The following is an 18,097-nucleotide window of genomic DNA, read 5'->3' as shown; positions in this document are numbered from 1 at the left end:
GTGGCTGATGGATGACTGTAGTCTGTATGAGCTCGAGCATAATAGCGGCGAACCCCGACTCAACATTTGCGCGTTGGCAGGTAACCTTGCCTACCACGCAATGATGCTTGAAGTTCATTTGACCCCAAAACCTGGTTTAGTTGACTGTGCAAATTCAGGTGCTCACAAGGATATGAACATTGAAACCTTTGTTGCCAGTTGTGATGCACTTCGTCCTTATATGAAAGAGTTTGTGCGTGTTGGCTACCAAGCGGAGCATGTTCATGCTCGCGATCTGTTAGCCCCCTTACGTCGAGTTGGACTCAGTGCTGAATTGGCAATGTACAAGGCAACCAACGGTGTAAATACCCATAAGGGGATGATTTTTACCCTTGGTTTGATCTGTGGTGCGGTGGGCTGGCTATACTGGCGCGGAATCAGTTATGACTCCAACAGAGTACGCAGTGTGATAAAGGCGTGTTGTTCAGGGTTAGTTAACGACCAGCTAAAAGGCATTGCCTCAGAGCCAAAAACAGTGGGTGAGCGTTTGTTTGTCCAGTATGGCTTCACCGGGGTCCGTGGAGAAGCTCAGCAAGGTTATCCAACAGTATTTGAACATGGTTTACCCATCTATCATCGTTCGATTAACGAAGGAGAGTCTGAAGAGAAAGCACTAAGTTTGGCATTGTTATCGCTGATGGCGAAGAATCAAGATACCAATGTCGTCAATCGAGCTGGGCTTTCAGGGTTAAAGTTTGTCAGGACGGAAGCTCAAAAGTTATTAGAGGCTAACTACAGCTCGCATCAAGCTTTCGAACAGGAACTACAAACGTTGGATGACGCCTTCATTCAAAGAAATATCAGTCCGGGTGGGAGTGCGGATTTACTCGCAGCTACTTGGCTACTAGCTCAACTGGATATGTGTTCGCAAGTACTCATAACCAAAAAGTAACTGAAAATTGAATAGTTTAAGAATTGGGAGAAGGAATGTTCAGTATAGGTATCATTGGAAATTTCTCTGGACATGTAAGCGGTGCAGAGCAGGTCGAAGAAGAACAGTTACCCAATGGGATATTTATTATAAATTGCGAAGAAGACTGCACGATTACGTCAGGTTCAACGTTAAGGTACCCCGAACACGGTCGGGAGGTAGATATTGAACCTGAATTTGTTTTGCGTTGCCAGGTTGAGTATCAGGGCGGCAAAGTAAGCTCACTCACGACAACGCATCTATCTATTGGTAACGATGTGACCATTCGCAATCTGCCCGGTAGTGATAAGATTTCTCAGCGTAAATCATGGGGAAAACACTCAAAAGGGATAAACCGTCATTGGTGGAGTGTATCGCGTCTCTCTCCCGTGAATTATGACGAAAATATCAAGCTTATCTCTTATATAGAGAGAGACGGGGCGCTTCATTTAACAACGCCCGCCGTCAGTTGCACCGAGCTCAAAGTGTTCTATTGTCATTTGATGACGTGGCTTGCAGATAGAATAAATGAGCAGCACGACGAAGGTATGTACGAACAGATCTTACCTAAGCTGGAGGAGCTTGGATACCCAGAAACGCTGACTTTGTATACGGGTGCGCCCAATTATACAAACTGGGGTAATGAGCAGTTTCTTCAAACGGGGGACATAGTGCATATTGCTGCTTATAACAGTCAACGGATTAGTGAAGCGACTATCGAAGAGATGTTTCGTCGTCAACAACTGATGAATTCAGATGCCGTTCTTTCATTTTCACAACGCGTAGAATAGAAAAAAGAGCAATGACGAAAACAGTTGTCATTGCTCAAGTTCCAACAAAATCCCTACAAAAGCTATAAACTTAGCTCTGTTGGAACGATACTCGCGCCATCATCAATTTCTAGTTGGCTGATAAAACTGTTGCTATGTTCTTTGCATAACGGTACCACGAACAACGCTCGTTGACAGATGGAAGACTGAGTGACCAACACACCGTGATGATGCTCTTTGGTGCAGTTTCTTTCAGCACAGTATCCATATTCTCTGTCAGAAAAGTGTTTCCAGTAACTTAGCCAATTTTGTTTTGATTCTTCACTAAGTTTTCCGCTAAATGCATTCGTGACTATCATATCGCTACCTCTTTGATTAGCTTCGAATACATAGTAAATCTGCATAGCAACGAGAGATTTGAGTTAACCCTCATGTTGCAAAGGAGACAATGCCGTTATTGGTACTAATGAATTTAATCACGCGATGCACCAGTGTGCGGTACCAGTATAGCTTGTCTATGCTGGGTTTCTGTTCATCAAAAATGCTGGGATATACTGAATTACTTAAGCTCTAGTGCTTTGATATAAATCGCTTTTGTTAGAGAAGTGCGCACTTCTGGTGATGTCGCGTTGTGTGATAATGAATCAAATTAGAGCTTACCTCTGTATTTCTGTTGTATGTTGGCATTTTTGTCTGCCTACATTCGGACCGACTTGACTTTCCCGAACTAAAATCGTCATTTATACATCATGTGCAACATTTCCATACCTTGCTTTGTCACTGAAAAATAAAGGATAAATCACAAATTTGGCGATCTAATGTTGCTCATTTGTTAATCAAAACTACTGTTTTTGAGTAGTGCTCAGTATCTGAGATTGTGGTTAGAGCAAAAGGAATGACAGCAAACATGGACAGCCGTTACGTACAATTTAAGAATGTAAAAAAGAGCTATGACCGACACAACTTTGTGGTGAAAGACTTTAGTCTGGATATTGCCAAAGGCGAATTTGTCACTCTGTTGGGCCCGTCAGGGTCAGGGAAAACCACCTGTTTGATGATGCTTGCTGGTTTTGAAGACGTGACCAGTGGTGGAATTGAGGTGAATGGAGAACTGATCACGGATGTCGCGCCCTACAATCGCAATATCGGCATGGTCTTCCAACATTATGCGCTGTTTCCTCATATGACGGTTGGCGAAAACCTCGCATATCCTCTTCGTGTTCGCAAAATGCCAAAAGAACAAATCAAACAAAAGGTTCAGGAGTTTTTAAAGCTAGTTGAACTGGAGCACTTTGGTGACCGCTATCCTGGACAGTTGTCCGGTGGGCAGAAACAAAGGGTGGCGTTAGCGCGTTCTCTAATATTTGAACCCTCTATTGTCCTGATGGACGAACCACTTGGTGCTCTGGATAAAAACCTGCGCGAACAAATGCAATTCGAGATCAAACGCCTCCATGAGCAGCTCGGCTTTACCGCGATATACGTTACCCACGATCAAACAGAGGCGCTCACCATGTCTGATCGTATTGCGGTGTTTGAAGACGGTGTGGTTCAGCAGTGTGCCGATCCCTCTACGCTGTACGAGCGTCCTGCCAATGCCTTTGTTGCGGATTTTCTTGGGGAAAACAACCATCTCCCCGGTACGTTGACAAACATCGATGGCGATCATGCTCACATTCAACTTACTGATGGCACGGATGTGGTGGCGACCGCCATTAACTGTCCTGAAGTGGGGGAGCGCTGCTTGCTAGCGGTGCGCCCGGAAAACTTCTTTATCGGAGACAAGGACGAAGTGAACAGCAACCAAGTGTCAGCAACATTTGTAACCCGATTGTACGTTGGTGACTTCATCCGTTACTTCTTCAAGCTGCAGGATGGCAGAGATGTAATGGTGAAGCTCCTCAATGACCAACAAGCACCGAGCTTTAAGGCCGGTGACTCAACTAGCCTAACGTGGTCCATTTCTGATGGGTTAGCGCTCGATCACCCTTAGTCAAGGAAAGAAAGGATATATGATGACAAACATGAAAAAGTGGCTTCCGGTTGCACTCGCGCTTGGACTGAGCAGTGCAGCGATGGCTGATCAGCTTACCGCGGTATCGTTTGGTGGTGCGTATGGCGATGCTCAGAAGAAACACATGCTCGACCCGTTTACGGCTAGTACCGGACATAAGGTGTTGTCGGAGAACTACTCTGGTGGTATCGCCGAACTTAAAGCTCAGGTGGAAAGTGGCAACGTACTTTGGGATGTGATTGATGTCGAGGTAATCGACCTGGAACGTGCCTGTTCTGAAGGGCTGCTGGAAGTTTTTCCGATGGATACGTTACCGCCAGGCGATGATGGCACACCAGCACAAGATGATTTCAGTGAAGAAGCCCTTGCCAATGAGTGTGGGGTAGGGAACATCGTTTGGACCGTTCTGTTTGCCTATAACCACGATACGATTCAGGGTGCTAAGCCAAACTCGATTCAAGCTCTGTTTGATACCAAAACATACCCTGGAAAACGAGCCTTTAGAAAGCGTGCTCAGGTAAACCTGGAGTGGGCATTGTTGGCTGATGGCGTCGCGAAAGAAGATGTGTACGACGTGCTCAGTACCGAAGAAGGCCAGAAACGTGCCTTTGCTAAGCTTGATACCATCAAAGATGACATTGTGTGGTTCGACAGTTGGTCGCAAGCGCCTCAGCTGCTTAATGATGGTGGTGCAGTGATGGTTCAGTCGGCGAATGGCCGTTTCTTTGATGCGATTCAGCGTGAAGGAAAGCCATTTGAAATGGTGTGGGACTCTCATGTCTACGATCTTGATGTGTGGGCCATTGTAAAGGGCACCAAGAAGAAAGCACTGGCTGAAGAGTTTATCCGTTTTGCGACGGGGTCAAAACCGCTCAGCGGCATGCCAGAGGTGGCCTATGGACCAACGCGTAAGTCGGCGTATCAGTATGTGGACCCTTCTGTCATTCCAAAACTGCCATCTTCTCACCTTGATAAAGGGGTAAAAGCATCAGGCGATTTTTGGGCGGATTATGGCGAATCGCTGGGCGAAAAGTTCAACGAATGGTTACTTCAATAAGTTGATAACGAGTTGCTAAGATTGGGCCATGCTGTCAGTAACGGTGTGGCCCAGTTATTGGAATACTTTCAAGGATGAAATGGTATGGCGAATGAAAATACGCTGACACTGACAGAGATGAAACAAAGCGAGAAAAAGCATCGCAGTAAGCAATGGATGTTGTTCTTGTTTACCTTGCCTTTGTTATTGTTCGTGCTTATTTCTTTTTTGGCGCCCATTACTACGATGTTGTACCGCAGTGTGTATCACCCAACGGTTGCTCAGTTGGTACCAAATACTCTGGATGCGATGCAGTCCTGGGATGAGTCTGCAGGGGAAATGCCATCAGATGACATTATTCGGGTATTCATGCTGGAGCTGCACGATCTCGCGAACGAACGTCGCTCTGGTAAATTGGCCGAGGAAATCAACCGTTCACTTCCCGGTTCATCCAGTTTAATCAAATCAACCGCTCGAAAAATCAAAAGGATTCCTAAAACAGAGCTGCAATCTTCAGACGTCAGTGCACTGCTCGATAAACATAAAAAATGGCGCTCTCCGGAAGTGTGGGTCGCTATTAAATTGTCAGGTAATAAATGGACAGAGCGCTACTATCTGACTGCTTTGGATCTCAAAAAGTCGCTGCAAGGGGATATTGAAGCCAGAGACACCAAGATCTACATCAAGCTCTACTGGAAGAGCCTTAAGATAGCTCTGTACATTACTTTGCTAACGGCGATTATCGCTTTTCCTCTGTCGTATTATTTGTCCATGGCCTCACCGAGCAAAGCTAACACTCTGTTGGTATTTGTGCTGCTTCCGTTCTGGACATCCTTGCTAGTGCGGACGACGTCGTGGATCGCGTTGCTGCAAACCAATGGTGTGGTCAATAGCACGTTGAAGGCTATTGGCATCATTGATGAGCCTCTTGAACTGCTTTATACCGAGTTCTCTACCATTATCTCGATGACGCATATTCTGTTGCCCTTCATGGTACTGCCGCTGTATAGCGTGATGAAAAATATTGACCCCAGCTATTTTCGAGCGGCTCTGTCGCTGGGATCCAAGCCAATGCCGGCATTCTTCAAAATCTACTTTCCAATGACGCTACCCGGGTTGAGTGCCGGTGCTCTGCTGGTATTTATCATCTCGATTGGTTACTACATCACGCCTGCGCTGGTGGGCGGAACGGACGGGCAAATGATCAGTAATATCATTGCATTCCATATGCAGTCGTCCAATAACTGGGAGTTGGCGGCGGCGCTGGGCAGCTTGCTGTTGGTGTTAATTCTGGCGCTCTATTGGTTGTATGACCGATGGGTAGGCGTTAATAACATTAAGTTAGGGTAAGAGTATGAAGAGATTTCCACGCTACTTTACGCCGTTACAAAAGTTAGGCTCATTATCTCTGTCTGCGAGTGCCTACCTGACACTGTTTTTTTTGATGATGCCGATTCTGGTGATTATCCCTCTGTCGTTCAATGCGGAGCCCTATTTCAGTTTCACTCCGGGTATGCTTGCACTAGACAAAGAGGCTTATTCACTCGAATGGTATGCCGAGATCTGGCATGACGACAACTGGCTGTTGGCGATAAAGAACAGCTTCCTTATTGGTATTTGTGCCACGATACTGGCTACCGTATTGGGGACGCTGGCGGCCATCGGGCTGAGCAATTCGGCGATGCCAATGCAACGAATCATTATGGCGATATTGCTTTCGCCAATGATTGTGCCGTTGATTATTACTGCGGCAGGGATGTTTTTCTTTTATACCCAGCTGAATCTGGCAGGCACATTCTGGGGGGTGGTCATCGCCCATGCTGCATTAGGAACACCTTTTGTGATCATTACCGTCAATGCGGCTCTTGCGGGCTTTGATTACTCCTTAGTTCAAGCCTCGCTAGGCATGGGAGCACGGCCAGTTTACACTTTTGTCAACATCATCATGCCTCTTATACGCCCGGGGGTTATTTCCGGGGCGTTATTCGCGTTTGTGACTTCATTTGATGAAGTCGTGGTGGCGCTGTTTTTGGCGGGACCGGAGCAAAAGACCATCCCAAGACAGATGTTTTCTGGATTGCGGGAGCAGATTAACCCAACCATTTTAGCGGTTGCCACGCTGTTGGTTGTGGTATCAGCGTTACTTCTGTTTACTATTGAGTATCTGCGCGCCCGGGCAGAACGCATCAAAATGAACAGTTGGTAGACAACACTCATGCACCAAGGATCATGAGTGTCGTAAACATATCGGATCATATTAAGCACGTCTACCAACTGAATCAGGAGTCTCTAACTGTAAATGTTGGTTAAAGTAAGCGGTAAGACTGACCCTGCCGGTTCAGTCTCCGCTTCGCTTTTTTGGACACTAAAGGGTACTTCCTTTCACACTGAGTCCTCAGAACAACAGTTTGCAACTAGCGGCCCTATCTGGCATCGCTGTCTATTTGTTACGCTGATGTTAAATCAATGCAGGGCGATACGTTATAGGTGAGTGACACATGAAAGGGATAGGCTGGACATTATTTGGGGTTATTGGATTGCTATCCGGGTGTGGTTCGGACCAGACCTCTGCTCAAATTGAGGCGAAGTACACCAACAGCGCTTCCCAGTTTATTCAAATCGGCAGGAAAAGCGTGCATTATCGGGACGAGGGCGTGGGAGAGGTGGTGATTTTGCTTCACGGTACGTCATCTTCGCTTCATGCCTGGGATCAATGGGCTAAACGTCTAAAGCAGGACTTCCGGGTAGTTCGGATGGATCTGCCAGGTTTTGGACTGACAGGACATGAGAGCTTTAATCGTTATGAGATCAGTGATGATGTCGTGTTCCTGAACATGTTTATGGAGGCGTTAGGAGTTAACAAGGCGCACATTGTTGGCAGCTCTCTGGGCGGGAGAATCGCTTGGGAATATAGTCTGCATCACCCTGACGATGTCATGAGTCTGACGTTACTTAACGCATTGGGCTACCCGCAAGAAACATGGCCGCCTGGTATCGAGATGGCCCAATGGCCCGTAGTCGACAAGTTGATGGAGTGGGTCACGCCTAAGTTTATGTTCAGGCAGGGCCTGAAAGAAGTCTATTTTGACCCTCAATTAGTCACTGACGAGTTAATCGATCGATACTATGATCTGATGACATACAACAGTAACAGGCAAGCCTTCACTCAACGTGTCAAAGCCTCTTTAGATCAGGATGCCGATAAAATCAGGGATGTCTCCGTGCCGACATTCATCATGTGGGGCAGGGAGGACCTTTATTTCCCGGTAGAAAATGCCGCCCGATTCAGCCAAGACATCGAACATTCACAGCTAGTGGTGTACGAAAACGTCGGACACTTACCCATGGAGGAGATCCCTCAGCAGTCTGTTAATGATTTTAAACAGTTTACCTCAAAGCTGAGTTCATCGGAGTCACTTTGAGTGGCGTTGAATGAGAAAGGCTTTGGGCGTCATTCCAAACCAACGCCTGAACGCTTTATATAAGCTACTGGTCTCTTTGAAGCCCAGGTTGTAACTAAGCTCGGTAATGGTTGGAGGGACAGCCTGACTCAGTTGCTCTGTCGCCAACTGCTTACGGGTGTCATCGACAATGATTTGGAAGGTCGTTTGTTCTTTGTCGAGTTTGCGATACAAGGTCTGACGGCTGATGTGAAGCTGTTTCGCGACGGCTTCGATATTTGGAAGCTGGCCGTCATGCAAACTGTTAGTAATGATTGCGGCAACCTGAGAGTGCAACGAGCGAGTGCTGCTCATGGCTTCCAGTTGCAGTCTTGCTGTTTTTGCCATGACTTCGCGCAGATAGTGATTGCTGGACACGACTTTGAGGTTGAGTAAATCAGACGCAAAGACCAACTGACATTGTTGTGCCTCAAAACTAAGATGGTGGCCGAATATTTCGTAGTATTTGTCGATATATTCTGGTGGTGAATGACAAAACGTTGCCCTCTCAATAGGAATGGGGTGGCTGGTTAACATACGGGCCCAGGATACTAACGCACTCATGCTGCGTTCAATAGCGGCTACCGGATAGCGTTCCCTAGAGACGATGGTTAGTGTTAGGACAACACTTTGCCCAATGTCTTCCACCTTCCAATTTTCGGATGGATTCATGAGTGCGATGTGTTCTCGAAAGATGCTCAGCGCTTCTCTTAAATCTTCAGACTGACTCACCCAACTTGCAAGCACGCCTTTTGCCTCGGAGGTTATCGTTGTGCCGATGATAAGTCCAATCTCAGGGGAAGGATGTGCTCGTACCAACTGTTGCCAGATCTTTACCAGAGTTTTCTCTGGAATACGCGAAATGGTCGCTGGAGAAAAGTGTTCGATATCTGCCAGCTCGTTGTCTGATACGATACCTTTATCGCGAAGCTGTTGGTAGGCATGGATGAGGTCCCACGCTGCCGCGGTTGAGATCGTGTTTGAAATGTCAGTATCGGCCATAAGTGGTACCACGGGACAATGAGTTGCAACAAATGAACATATTCGAGCCTTAGTAAGCTAGGTAGCATACCTATTCATGATGATACAGGAGCTGTAAAACTTAACAACATCGGTTAAAAGAATAACAACGCGCAAAAGGATTAGGGTAAGTCGGTGAACAAAAAACAAATCAAATCAACCATTTTATTGATTGCAGTAGCTGGTGCGGTTTCATCATGCGGTGGGGACAATTCTGCGGATGACAGGGTGAGTGACGCTTTTCAAGTTGAGTTAGTCGAAGCTTACTTTCGAGATGAGGACAGTTCGGTTGGTGCACTGGGGGGACGAATTAACGCTATATATCAGTCAAATAATGTAGAGAATATGGAAGAGCCTCTGAATATCAGACTTTATTGGCAGTCAGAGAATGGGCAAAAAATCGAACCCGAATTTCTTCACTTGCGTGCCCGATTTCCCGATTCGATTACGGTGCCTGACGGTACGAATATTCCGGAAGGTGTATCGCAAATTCGTATAGAAATAGACCATGAGAAACTACCCGAAGTAGTTCATAGGTCCGTTCGGTTTCATGACTTCACAGGCAACGTTGGTGTGTCAGGGCCTGGCGGGAATTATGAGCAGTCTTGGTATTACGGTATTGACAGACCTCAAATACTAGCAAATCGGACTGAGGAGTCTGGGGGGCTGTGTCGCTATGACAACGGATTGGTTGCGGTGACTGATATGAACAATACCCGGGATATGGACTGGGAAAATAAGGTCTACTCCCCCTACGCGAACCGCGTGAATGATGATGCGTTTCCTCCTTATCAGTTTACCTGCTCTGCTTCACCGATAAACGAGTACAAAGCGATATCCGATGACTGGGGAATTTGGACCTATTCCACTCTCAATGATGCCATGTTTTACGGCACGGTTGTGTATGACACCTTCTTAAAGTATTTAGGCGAACCTCCCCTGGATGAAAAGATACGTTTAAGAGTTCATTATGGTAACGAGATGGGGGTATTGGCCGCCTGGGACGGCGCGTACGCCAGTTTCAGTGATGCTTATGGAACTCATTATTCGACGGCCACTTTGGATATCATTGCACACGAGGTAGCTCATGGCGTATTGGCGCGATTATCTGCACTTAAGATCTTCCCGGGTCCGTTAAGTGATGATGCCATTACACTCCATGAATCCTTTTCGGACATTTCGGGTGTCATGGTCAAGCACGAATTTGGTGTGACTGAGGACTTGTGGATTCATGGCGCTGAGGCAGACGGATGGGTCAGGGTGCTCAGTGCTATTGAGACCGAAACTTCAGCGATTCCGAGCTATCTGGATTATCAGGAAGCCGGTTCCAACCCCTACCTTCGCATTGGAATCATGACGTACCCTTTTTATTTGCTTGCTCAGCAATGGGGAATTGAAGCCACATATAAAGTGTATCTGAAGGCGGCGACATCCTGTTGGCAACCTGACTCGACTTTGCCGCAAGCAGCGATGTGTATTCAACTGGCCGCGAGTGATTTGAATTACTCGAGTAACGAGGTAGCGGACGCATTTAAGTCGGTGAAAATTCGTCTGTTTGACGAAGGTGTGTTGAGCCATTTTGACTCTAGCAGTAGTGGTCGACAATGGCAGTTCAGCGATAATAGTTACAGTAGTAGCACAGTGACGAACTGGGAATGGGACTTTGGCGATGGCACGGGCTCTACCGTTGCCAATCCGAGTCACGTATACGACGATACTGGTGTATACACCGTGCGTCTCTCTGTCACCGATCAACTCGGTTACCAAGACTACTTTCAACGAACGGTTCGTGTGACTGAGTAATGGGCTTTAGCAATAGCATTGACAAATCAGTCAATGATTATTTGATATAGAACATGATTTTAGTCAGCCAAACTTCGGCATTTCTCCTACCCTATAGATACATGCTTCGAGCAGTATTTGATAATGGAGAAAATCATGGACTTTCCCGAAATCAAAAAAGACCCCAAATCGGCCAGCCGACACAATCTGGTTGATTACGCAGAGACCTATTCTCATTTCGACTGGAGCGCGGTCAAACATCAGCTCGTAGGGGATGGGCAGTCGATCAATATTGGCTATCAGGCGGTAGACCGCCATGTTGAGGCCGGGTTTGGTGAGCAGATTGCCATCCGCTGGTTAGGTAAGAATGATCAGCAGGTAGACATCAGTTATCGGCAATTGAAGGAAACCACCAACCGATTTGCCAACCTGCTTCTTGAACTGGGGATTGAAAGACAAGATACGGTATTCGCCTTGTGTCAGCGTGTCCCTAATCTGTATTACGCTATGCTCGGCACCGTGAAATTTGGCGCGGTTTTCTCACCGCTGTTTTCCGCTTTCGGGCCAGAACCCATTCACTCCCGAATGGAGATCGGACAGGGAAAAGTGCTGGTAACCAGCGAAGCCCTGTATCGCAAGAAAGTTCAGCCGTGGCGAGACGAACTGACCTGCCTGAAGTGGGTGCTGCTGTACGATGTTAAGCACGAGCTTCCGGAAGGCTGCTTGGATCTTGATGCCCTGCTAGCACAAAGCGATCCAAACTTCACCATTGAACCCACCGAACCTGAGCAGTTGGCGTTGCTTCACTTTACTTCCGGCACGACTGGTAAACCTAAAGGCGCGATGCACGTTCACAACGCGGTGCTCTGGCATCAGTTATCGGGTGCGTATGCTCTCGATATGCAGGCCGGAGACATCTATTGGTGTACCGCCGATCCGGGTTGGGTGACAGGGACTTCATACGGAATCATAGCCCCATTGTGCAATCGCCTTACATTGATCATCGATCAAGCAGAGTTTGACGCGCAGCGATGGTATCAGATCCTGAGTGAGCAGCAGGTCAACATCTGGTACACCGCGCCGACTGCAATTCGTATGTTGATGAAGGTGGGAGAAGAGCAGGCGCAGGGCTACGACTTAACGGCATTAAGGTTTATTGCCAGTGTGGGTGAACCACTTAACCCAGAGGCAGTACTCTGGGGACAGAAGTGTTTCGGCCAAGCGATACACGATAACTGGTGGCAGAGTGAAACCGGTGGGATTTTGATAGCGAATCTGGCGACCAATGCCGTACGTCCTGGCTCTATGGGAAAACCGCTGCCCGGTATTGAAGCGGCAGTGTTTATCGGGCCAGAAGGGGACAAAACACTCAGCACCACCGTCGGCGAAGTAGGTGAGCTCGCCATTAAGAAAGGCTGGGCCTCCATGTTCAGAGGTTATTTGAATCAGGAAGAAAAGTATCAGAGCTGTTTTGTTGGTGACTGGTATCTCACTGGTGATTTGGCTTATCAGGATGAACAGGGTTACTTCTGGTTTGTGGGAAGAGCTAACGACGTAATCAAGAGTTCTGGCCACCTCATTGGTCCGTTTGAAGTGGAAAGCGCTTTGATGGAAAACCCGGCGGTAGCGGAGGTGGGGGTCGTCGGACTGCCTGACCCGGTCGCGGGAGAAATTGTTAAAGCGTTTGTGGTGACCAAGCCAGGCTATGAGGCCGATGAAACCTTACTCAAGACATTGCTTGGTCATGCCCGTAAGCGTCTCGGACCTGCAGTTGCACCGAGAGAAATAGCATTTCGGGAAAACTTGCCGAAAACCCGTAGCGGGAAAATCATGCGAAGGCTACTCAAAGCGCGAGAACTCGGGCTGCCTGAGGGTGATACATCAACGCTGGAAAGCGACGAAAAATAAGTTGATTACGTGATGTAAGCACACAAGGAAGGAGAGACACGTGGCAAACCATAAAACCCATATTACCCGTGAACACCTGCATTACTTGCTCACTGAAATGATTCGTATCCGGCGCTTCGAAGAGGCGTGCGTAGGCCTTTATAACGAGCAGAAAATTCGTGGATTTCTCCATCTTTATAACGGTGAAGAAGCAATTTCTGTCGGGGTGATGCAGGCACTGACCGATGAAGACGCCATTTTAGCGACCTATCGTGAGCACGGCCATGCACTGGCTCGCGGCATTTCAATGCAGTCGCTGTTTGCAGAGATGTTTGCTAAGAAAGAGGGCTGCAGTGGCGGACGAGGCGGATCAATGCATCTGTTTGATTCCGAGAAACGTTTTTACGGAGGCAATGCCATCGTGGCGGGTGCACTGCCACTGGCTGTTGGACTAGCGATGGCCGATAAAAAACTCAAGCGCAATAATGTCACTTGTTGTTTTTTCGGTGAGGGGGCCGTGGCAGAAGGTGAATTTCATGAAAGCATGAATCTGGCAAAACTCTGGCAATTGCCCATTCTGTTCGTTTGTGAAAACAATCTCTATGCGATGGGAACGTCACTGGAGCTGGAAGAATCGAATCAGCAGATCTATGCCAAAGCGGCGAGTTACGGCATTGCAGCACAGCAAATTGATGGCATGAACGTCGTTGATGTGGAAGCGGCCAGTCAACTGGCTTGTCAGACGATACGAAATGGCGCTGGCCCGCAATTTCTGGAGTGCCGAACCTATCGTTTCCGGGGACACTCCATGTTTGACTCCCAGCAATATCGGGATAAGGAAGAGATCCAAAGCTGGCAGAAAAAAGGACCAATTGTGCAGTTAAGTCATTGGCTGCAGAGCAACCATCAGATCAGTGCTGACGATATAAGGGCAATGGAAGAGCGGGTCGACAAGGAAATCGACAACGCCATTAATATGGCGTTACTGGGTCATGACGAACCCGTCAGTGATTTACACAAACACGTTTATGCTGAAGGGGGAAATCATGGGTGATATTTCTTATCGAGAAGCATTTCGTGCCGGCATTATTGAAGCGCTGGAAAGTGATCCCAGAGTGTTCCTGATGGGCGAGGATGTGGGTGATTACGGTGGATGTTACGCCGTCAGTAAAGGGCTGATTGAGAAGTTTGGCAGAGAGCGAATTATCGACACACCTTTGGCTGAGTCTGGGTTTGTTGGTGCAGGCATTGGGGCCGCCATTGGTGGCATGCGGCCGATTGTCGAAATCATGACGGTGAACTTCAGCCTGCTGGCTTTAGATCAGATCGTGAATAACGCCGCTACCTTGCGGCACATGTCAAACGGACAGATCGGTGTGCCCTTAGTGATTCGAATGGCGTGTGGGGCAGGAAAACAACTCGCAGCCCAGCATTCACACAGTTTTGAAGGGATTTTCGCCCATGTTCCGGGGCTTAAGGTGTTGTATCCTGGCACTATTCAGGATGCGAGGCACATGCTGAAAATGGCTTTGGCCGACCCTGATCCGGTGATCATCTTCGAGCATGTGATGCTATACAATCGCATTGAGGCTATAGATGAATCTGCGCCTATCGACGATATGCACAAAGCCGTGGTGCGTCGACCTGGGACTGATCTGTCCATATTTACCTGGGGCGGCAGTCTCTATAAAGCAATGGAAGCAGCAGACCAGTTACAGGCTGTTGGTCATAATGTCGAAGTGGTGGATCTTCGCTGTTTGCGGCCTCTGGATCGCGACACTATCATTGAGTCGGTGCAAAGGACCCATAAGGCGATGATTGTCGATGAATCCTGGAAGAGTGTCGGTATGTCAGCTGAGATCAGTGCGACGCTGGCAGAGCAAGCGCTGTATTATCTCGATGCGCCGATCCAACGAGTCAATGGTCAGGAAGTACCATTCCCGTACGCTGAACACCTGGAAAATGCGTGCATTCCTCAGGTAGAGGACATTGTCCAGACCGCGCTGGTTATGCTAGGGACTAACGAGGCTGCAAATCGATAAGGGGCAAACGATGACAAAACAGACACACGATCTTGTGATGCCCGCCTTTGGTGCCGATATGGCGACGGGAACCTTGATTGAATGGTTGGTGAAGGAGGGAGATGAGGTCAAACGAGGCGATGTGGTCGCGGTCATTGAAACCAACAAAGGCGCTATCGAACTGGACGTGTTTGAAGATACTGTCATTGATAAGCTGCTGGCGAAAGTAGATGACGAAATTCGGGTTGGCACCAGCATTGCGCGTCTCAGGGGACCGGGACCAAAGACCAGCGAAAATGAGCAAGAGACTTTACCCACAGATGAGTTTGATGAGGCTATGGCAAAGGAGGTTGAAGGAAGTGCTCAGCCACCGTCGCTGAATGCGGAACCTGTATCTGCTGACGATTCCTTTGTGCTGGCCTCGCCCGCGGCGCGCTATCAGGCAAAAATCCGAAATCTAAACTTGTCTGAGTTCGTAAAGAAGCAGGGCGCACCGGTCACGCTTAAAGATCTGGTTAGCGAACCGGAAAAAGCGGAAGAAAAGACCGTGAAAACCGAAGACCGTTCAAAGCAGATGATGCGTGAAGCCATCAGCGATACAGTGTCACTTTCGAAGCAAACCATACCGCACTATTACCTGTCACATCGTCTGGATATTACGGCACTTCAGCACTTTGTCAGTGAATTTAATCAAGACAAACCTGCCGAAGACCGGGTACTGTTGGCGGCGCCTATGCTGGTCGCTATTGCCAGACTTCTCGCCAAGCAGCCTCAACTCAATGGGCTTTATGTGGAAGGCAGTTTTCAACCTTCTTCGGTAGTGCATCTGGCACACGCGGTTAATGTACGAGGTAGTGGTTTAATCATGCCTGTGATCAGAGATGCAGAGCAACACGACGCATCCACCATAATGAACATCATTACCCATCAAGTGGCGGAGGCTAGAAGAGGGCGATTGCCAATGTCGCAATTAACCGGTGGTACATGTTGTGTCAGCAGTGTTGGTGAGCGGGGAGCTGAACAGATGTCTGCGGTCATCTTACCGCCTCAGGTGGCTATCATCGCTTTAGGCAGCCCTCATCAGCAAGCCCTGGTGGTGGATGGTGAACTGAAAGTGCGTGACGTTATTATTGCAGGTTTGTCAGCTGACCATCGCGTCAGTGATGGCCATATTGGCGCGAAGTTCTTATATCAGCTTAATAAACTCATTCAAAAACCGGAGCCGTTATGGACAGAGAGCAACTCAATCAACTCGTAATTAGCCAGTTAACCAACATAGCCCCTGAATTGGAGGGTGAGCCTCTGGAACAGGATGAAGATATGCGCGATGCCTTCGATCTGGACTCAATGGACTTTCTCAATTTGGTCACGGCAGTGAGTAAGCAAACAGGAATCAATATCCCCGAGGTGGATTACCCGAAGGTATTAACCATCGATCATATGGTGGAATATCTGCTTGCTCGTTAGCTTGCGCTAATGTTTAAGCGGTCAGAATTAGCGTTATTAGAGGTGACATTGCGATTAGGGTGACATTGTGGCCAGTGTATTACTGGCCAAACACAAGGATTAGTGACCGGCAAACTTCACTCGGATTTTGTTACCAGCGAACATCGTCAGGTTGAGCTCTTTGATTGCTACTTTGGCTTCTTCGACATTCGGCATAGTGACAAATGCAAAGCCTTTTGAAGTGCCCGTTTCTTTGTCCAGAACGAGGGTGCATTCAGTCACACGACCATAATCCAGAAACAGTTTACGGACATCGTGTTCAATAGTGTCACGAGAAAGATTACGAACTAAGATTTTCATTTTGAACCATCAGGTATGGGAATAACCAGAGAATTGTCTCAGGTTATGGCGAGTAAACCAAGTGATAGTTGACGCTAAAATACCTTAAGGGTCTTAAGATGCAGGAATCAGAGCGTCAAGTAAGGTTTGGTCTTGATTCAGCGGGCGCGATTATACCGCGAAAATCTCAATGGGCGAATTGTTGATCACGCCGTATACAGATTGCTGAGAGCCCAATCCTCATGATGAATGAGATTGAAGCTCCATCAAAATTTGCTCTACAAGCAATAGCGTCGGTCAGATCCGGCCTACTGACGAGCGTTTTACTAGTATAGGGGCAAACAGGTTTTGCTCTCTGACGACCTCTTTACCTGCGGCGCGATCCAATGCCTCCAATACCGCTTGCTTAGCCATAACCTGAATTGGGTAACGTATGGTAGTCAGTCTCGGATAGATAAAGCGGGCAATCAAACCATCGTCAAAGCCAATCACAGACATATCTTCAGGGATGCGGATCCCATTTTCCTGAATCAAGGCAAGACAGCCTGCCGCCATATCATCATTGTAAGTGGCAACAGCGGTGAGTGACAGATTCTTGGCCAGTAGATTGACCATAGCCTGCTCCCCACCAATTTCATCTGGTTCTCCGGACTCAATCAACTCTTCGTGCGCTTCTATGTCATGATCTATGAGCGCTGCCAGGTAGCCAGCTTTTCGGTCATAGGCATCATCGATATCGTGGTTGGATGCGATATAGCCGATTTTTCGATGGCCATTTTTGATGAGAAACTCAGTGGCGAGATAGGCACCTTTAAAGTTGTCGAGCGCGATACAGCGGTCGGCGATGGCGGGTACGGAGCGGTTAATCACCATCATGCCAGGGATTTCCTGTGCCAGCTCGGTTAACTCTTGATCTGACAGACCTTTGCTGTGTATTACTAAAGACTCACAACGACTACTCATCAGCAGGTTGATGGCATTACGTTCTTTAACGGGATCATGATAGCCACTGCCAATCAAAATCTGTTTACCCTGTTCACAAGCCACTGAGTCAATCGCTTTGACCATCGCGCCAAAAAAGGGGGCAGACACATCATGTACGAGAATACCAATGGTATTCGAAGACTTACTGACCAGAGCGCGTGCGTTAGCATTGGGCCGGTAGCCCAGCTTTTTCATTGCCTGTTTGACGGCAATGATGGCCGCTTCGCTGGTATGCGGTGCATTGTTGATGACACGTGATGTGGTCGCGATTGAAACACCAGCTTCTTTAGCGACTTCTTTAATGGTTGCCATGGGGTACTCTAATTCTTATGAATTCAATTTATTAAACAACGCTTAAGATGATATGACAAACGCTATTAGTGTGCGTCGCCCCTCAATTCTGAGGATT

Annotated in this window: 17 protein-coding genes; 13 read left to right on the top strand and 4 right to left on the bottom strand. The window is 47.8% G+C overall.

Annotated elements, in window-relative coordinates:
- Positions 1–7 precede the first annotated feature (7 nt).
- Together citG and C4S60_RS10235 are read left to right on the top strand one after the other, a co-directional pair.
- Positions 8–931 (top strand): triphosphoribosyl-dephospho-CoA synthase CitG, encoded by a 924-nt coding sequence (gene citG / locus C4S60_RS10240; protein ID WP_425275121.1) that lies wholly within the window; start codon positions 8–10, stop codon positions 929–931.
- A 35-nt stretch (positions 932–966) separates the two neighbouring features.
- Positions 967–1,740, top strand: a complete 774-nt coding sequence (locus tag C4S60_RS10235; protein ID WP_103880251.1) for a DUF5718 family protein — start codon at positions 967–969, stop codon at positions 1,738–1,740.
- 62 nt (positions 1,741–1,802) lie between these two features.
- Here C4S60_RS10235 and C4S60_RS10230 read toward each other — a convergent pair whose 3' ends face one another.
- On the bottom strand, positions 1,803–2,078 hold the full coding sequence (locus tag C4S60_RS10230) for a hypothetical protein (protein ID WP_103880250.1): 276 nt from the start codon (positions 2,076–2,078) through the stop codon (positions 1,803–1,805).
- A gap of 536 nt (positions 2,079–2,614) precedes the next feature.
- Between C4S60_RS10230 and C4S60_RS10225 the strand changes: the two genes are divergently transcribed.
- From C4S60_RS10225 to C4S60_RS10205, 5 genes are all read left to right on the top strand, one after another.
- Positions 2,615–3,712 carry an ABC transporter ATP-binding protein gene (locus tag C4S60_RS10225; protein ID WP_244183079.1) on the top strand — a complete coding sequence of 366 codons (1,098 nt, stop codon included), beginning with the start codon at positions 2,615–2,617 and terminating at the stop codon, positions 3,710–3,712.
- Positions 3,713–3,743: 31 nt separating this feature from the next.
- The gene (locus C4S60_RS10220) at positions 3,744–4,790 is read left to right on the top strand and encodes an ABC transporter substrate-binding protein (protein WP_244183078.1); all 1,047 of its coding nucleotides are present in this window, start codon (positions 3,744–3,746) and stop codon (positions 4,788–4,790) included.
- 84 nt (positions 4,791–4,874) lie between these two features.
- Positions 4,875–6,119, top strand: a complete 1,245-nt coding sequence (locus tag C4S60_RS10215; protein ID WP_103880247.1) for an ABC transporter permease — start codon at positions 4,875–4,877, stop codon at positions 6,117–6,119.
- Positions 6,120–6,123: 4 nt separating this feature from the next.
- Positions 6,124–6,975 carry an ABC transporter permease gene (locus C4S60_RS10210; RefSeq protein WP_103880246.1) on the top strand — a complete coding sequence of 284 codons (852 nt, stop codon included), beginning with the start codon at positions 6,124–6,126 and terminating at the stop codon, positions 6,973–6,975.
- A gap of 292 nt (positions 6,976–7,267) precedes the next feature.
- Complete coding sequence (locus C4S60_RS10205; protein ID WP_103880245.1) at positions 7,268–8,191, top strand: alpha/beta fold hydrolase; 924 nt, start codon at positions 7,268–7,270, stop codon at positions 8,189–8,191.
- Here C4S60_RS10205 and C4S60_RS10200 read toward each other — a convergent pair.
- The gene (locus C4S60_RS10200; RefSeq protein ID WP_103880244.1) at positions 8,183–9,211 is read right to left on the bottom strand and encodes a helix-turn-helix transcriptional regulator; all 1,029 of its coding nucleotides are present in this window, start codon (positions 9,209–9,211) and stop codon (positions 8,183–8,185) included. The genes C4S60_RS10205 and C4S60_RS10200 overlap by 9 nt on opposite strands.
- A gap of 153 nt (positions 9,212–9,364) precedes the next feature.
- Here C4S60_RS10200 and C4S60_RS10195 point away from each other — a divergent pair, with 153 nt between their 5' ends.
- The 6 genes from C4S60_RS10195 (at position 9,365) to C4S60_RS10170 (ending at position 16,386) form a co-directional block, all read left to right on the top strand.
- Positions 9,365–11,032 (top strand): PKD domain-containing protein, encoded by a 1,668-nt coding sequence (locus tag C4S60_RS10195; protein WP_103880243.1) that lies wholly within the window; start codon positions 9,365–9,367, stop codon positions 11,030–11,032.
- Positions 11,033–11,167: 135 nt separating this feature from the next.
- Positions 11,168–12,919, top strand: coding sequence for an acetate--CoA ligase (gene acsA / locus C4S60_RS10190; protein ID WP_103880242.1), 1,752 nt, complete (start codon positions 11,168–11,170; stop codon positions 12,917–12,919).
- A 40-nt stretch (positions 12,920–12,959) separates the two neighbouring features.
- The gene (gene pdhA / locus C4S60_RS23775) at positions 12,960–13,952 is read left to right on the top strand and encodes a pyruvate dehydrogenase (acetyl-transferring) E1 component subunit alpha (protein WP_103880241.1); all 993 of its coding nucleotides are present in this window, start codon (positions 12,960–12,962) and stop codon (positions 13,950–13,952) included.
- The gene (locus tag C4S60_RS23770) at positions 13,945–14,940 is read left to right on the top strand and encodes an alpha-ketoacid dehydrogenase subunit beta (RefSeq protein WP_103880240.1); all 996 of its coding nucleotides are present in this window, start codon (positions 13,945–13,947) and stop codon (positions 14,938–14,940) included. The genes pdhA and C4S60_RS23770 overlap by 8 nt, the downstream gene beginning before the upstream one ends.
- Before the next feature lie 10 nt (positions 14,941–14,950).
- Positions 14,951–16,177 carry a dihydrolipoamide acetyltransferase family protein gene (locus C4S60_RS10175; RefSeq protein WP_103880239.1) on the top strand — a complete coding sequence of 409 codons (1,227 nt, stop codon included), beginning with the start codon at positions 14,951–14,953 and terminating at the stop codon, positions 16,175–16,177.
- The gene (locus C4S60_RS10170; protein WP_103880238.1) at positions 16,147–16,386 is read left to right on the top strand and encodes an acyl carrier protein; all 240 of its coding nucleotides are present in this window, start codon (positions 16,147–16,149) and stop codon (positions 16,384–16,386) included. The genes C4S60_RS10175 and C4S60_RS10170 overlap by 31 nt, the downstream gene beginning before the upstream one ends.
- 99 nt (positions 16,387–16,485) lie before the next feature.
- Here the strand turns inward: C4S60_RS10170 and C4S60_RS10165 are convergent, their stop codons facing one another.
- Together C4S60_RS10165 and C4S60_RS10160 are read right to left on the bottom strand one after the other, a co-directional pair.
- Positions 16,486–16,725 (bottom strand): RNA recognition motif domain-containing protein, encoded by a 240-nt coding sequence (locus tag C4S60_RS10165; RefSeq protein ID WP_103880237.1) that lies wholly within the window; start codon positions 16,723–16,725, stop codon positions 16,486–16,488.
- Positions 16,726–17,001: 276 nt separating this feature from the next.
- Entirely contained in the window at positions 17,002–18,000 is a 999-nt protein-coding gene (locus tag C4S60_RS10160) for a substrate-binding domain-containing protein (protein WP_103880236.1), read from the bottom strand.
- Between the last annotated feature and the right edge of the window lie 97 nt (positions 18,001–18,097).

It is taken from the genome of Vibrio hangzhouensis (genome assembly GCF_900107935.1).
GTDB classification, from domain to species: domain Bacteria; phylum Pseudomonadota; class Gammaproteobacteria; order Enterobacterales; family Vibrionaceae; genus Vibrio; species Vibrio hangzhouensis.
The sequence above is the reverse complement of the archived record's forward strand: the minus strand, read 5'-3'. Positions and strand labels throughout refer to the sequence as shown.

Excerpts from the sequence above, each read along its gene's own strand:
- citG (WP_425275121.1), top strand. The coding sequence starts at position 8 with ATGGATGACTGTAGTCTGTATGAGCTCGAGCATAATAGCGGCGAACCC.
- C4S60_RS10235 (WP_103880251.1), top strand. The coding sequence starts at position 967 with ATGTTCAGTATAGGTATCATTGGAAATTTCTCTGGACATGTAAGCGGT.
- C4S60_RS10230 (WP_103880250.1), bottom strand. The coding sequence starts at position 2,078 with ATGATAGTCACGAATGCATTTAGCGGAAAACTTAGTGAAGAATCAAAA.
- C4S60_RS10225 (WP_244183079.1), top strand. The coding sequence starts at position 2,615 with ATGACAGCAAACATGGACAGCCGTTACGTACAATTTAAGAATGTAAAA.
- C4S60_RS10220 (WP_244183078.1), top strand. The coding sequence starts at position 3,744 with ATGAAAAAGTGGCTTCCGGTTGCACTCGCGCTTGGACTGAGCAGTGCA.
- C4S60_RS10215 (WP_103880247.1), top strand. The coding sequence starts at position 4,875 with ATGGCGAATGAAAATACGCTGACACTGACAGAGATGAAACAAAGCGAG.
- C4S60_RS10210 (WP_103880246.1), top strand. The coding sequence starts at position 6,124 with ATGAAGAGATTTCCACGCTACTTTACGCCGTTACAAAAGTTAGGCTCA.
- C4S60_RS10205 (WP_103880245.1), top strand. The coding sequence starts at position 7,268 with ATGAAAGGGATAGGCTGGACATTATTTGGGGTTATTGGATTGCTATCC.
- C4S60_RS10200 (WP_103880244.1), bottom strand. The coding sequence starts at position 9,211 with ATGGCCGATACTGACATTTCAAACACGATCTCAACCGCGGCAGCGTGG.
- acsA (WP_103880242.1), top strand. The coding sequence starts at position 11,168 with ATGGACTTTCCCGAAATCAAAAAAGACCCCAAATCGGCCAGCCGACAC.
- C4S60_RS23770 (WP_103880240.1), top strand. The coding sequence starts at position 13,945 with ATGGGTGATATTTCTTATCGAGAAGCATTTCGTGCCGGCATTATTGAA.
- C4S60_RS10175 (WP_103880239.1), top strand. The coding sequence starts at position 14,951 with ATGACAAAACAGACACACGATCTTGTGATGCCCGCCTTTGGTGCCGAT.
- C4S60_RS10170 (WP_103880238.1), top strand. The coding sequence starts at position 16,147 with ATGGACAGAGAGCAACTCAATCAACTCGTAATTAGCCAGTTAACCAAC.
- C4S60_RS10165 (WP_103880237.1), bottom strand. The coding sequence starts at position 16,725 with ATGAAAATCTTAGTTCGTAATCTTTCTCGTGACACTATTGAACACGAT.
- C4S60_RS10160 (WP_103880236.1), bottom strand. The coding sequence starts at position 18,000 with ATGGCAACCATTAAAGAAGTCGCTAAAGAAGCTGGTGTTTCAATCGCG.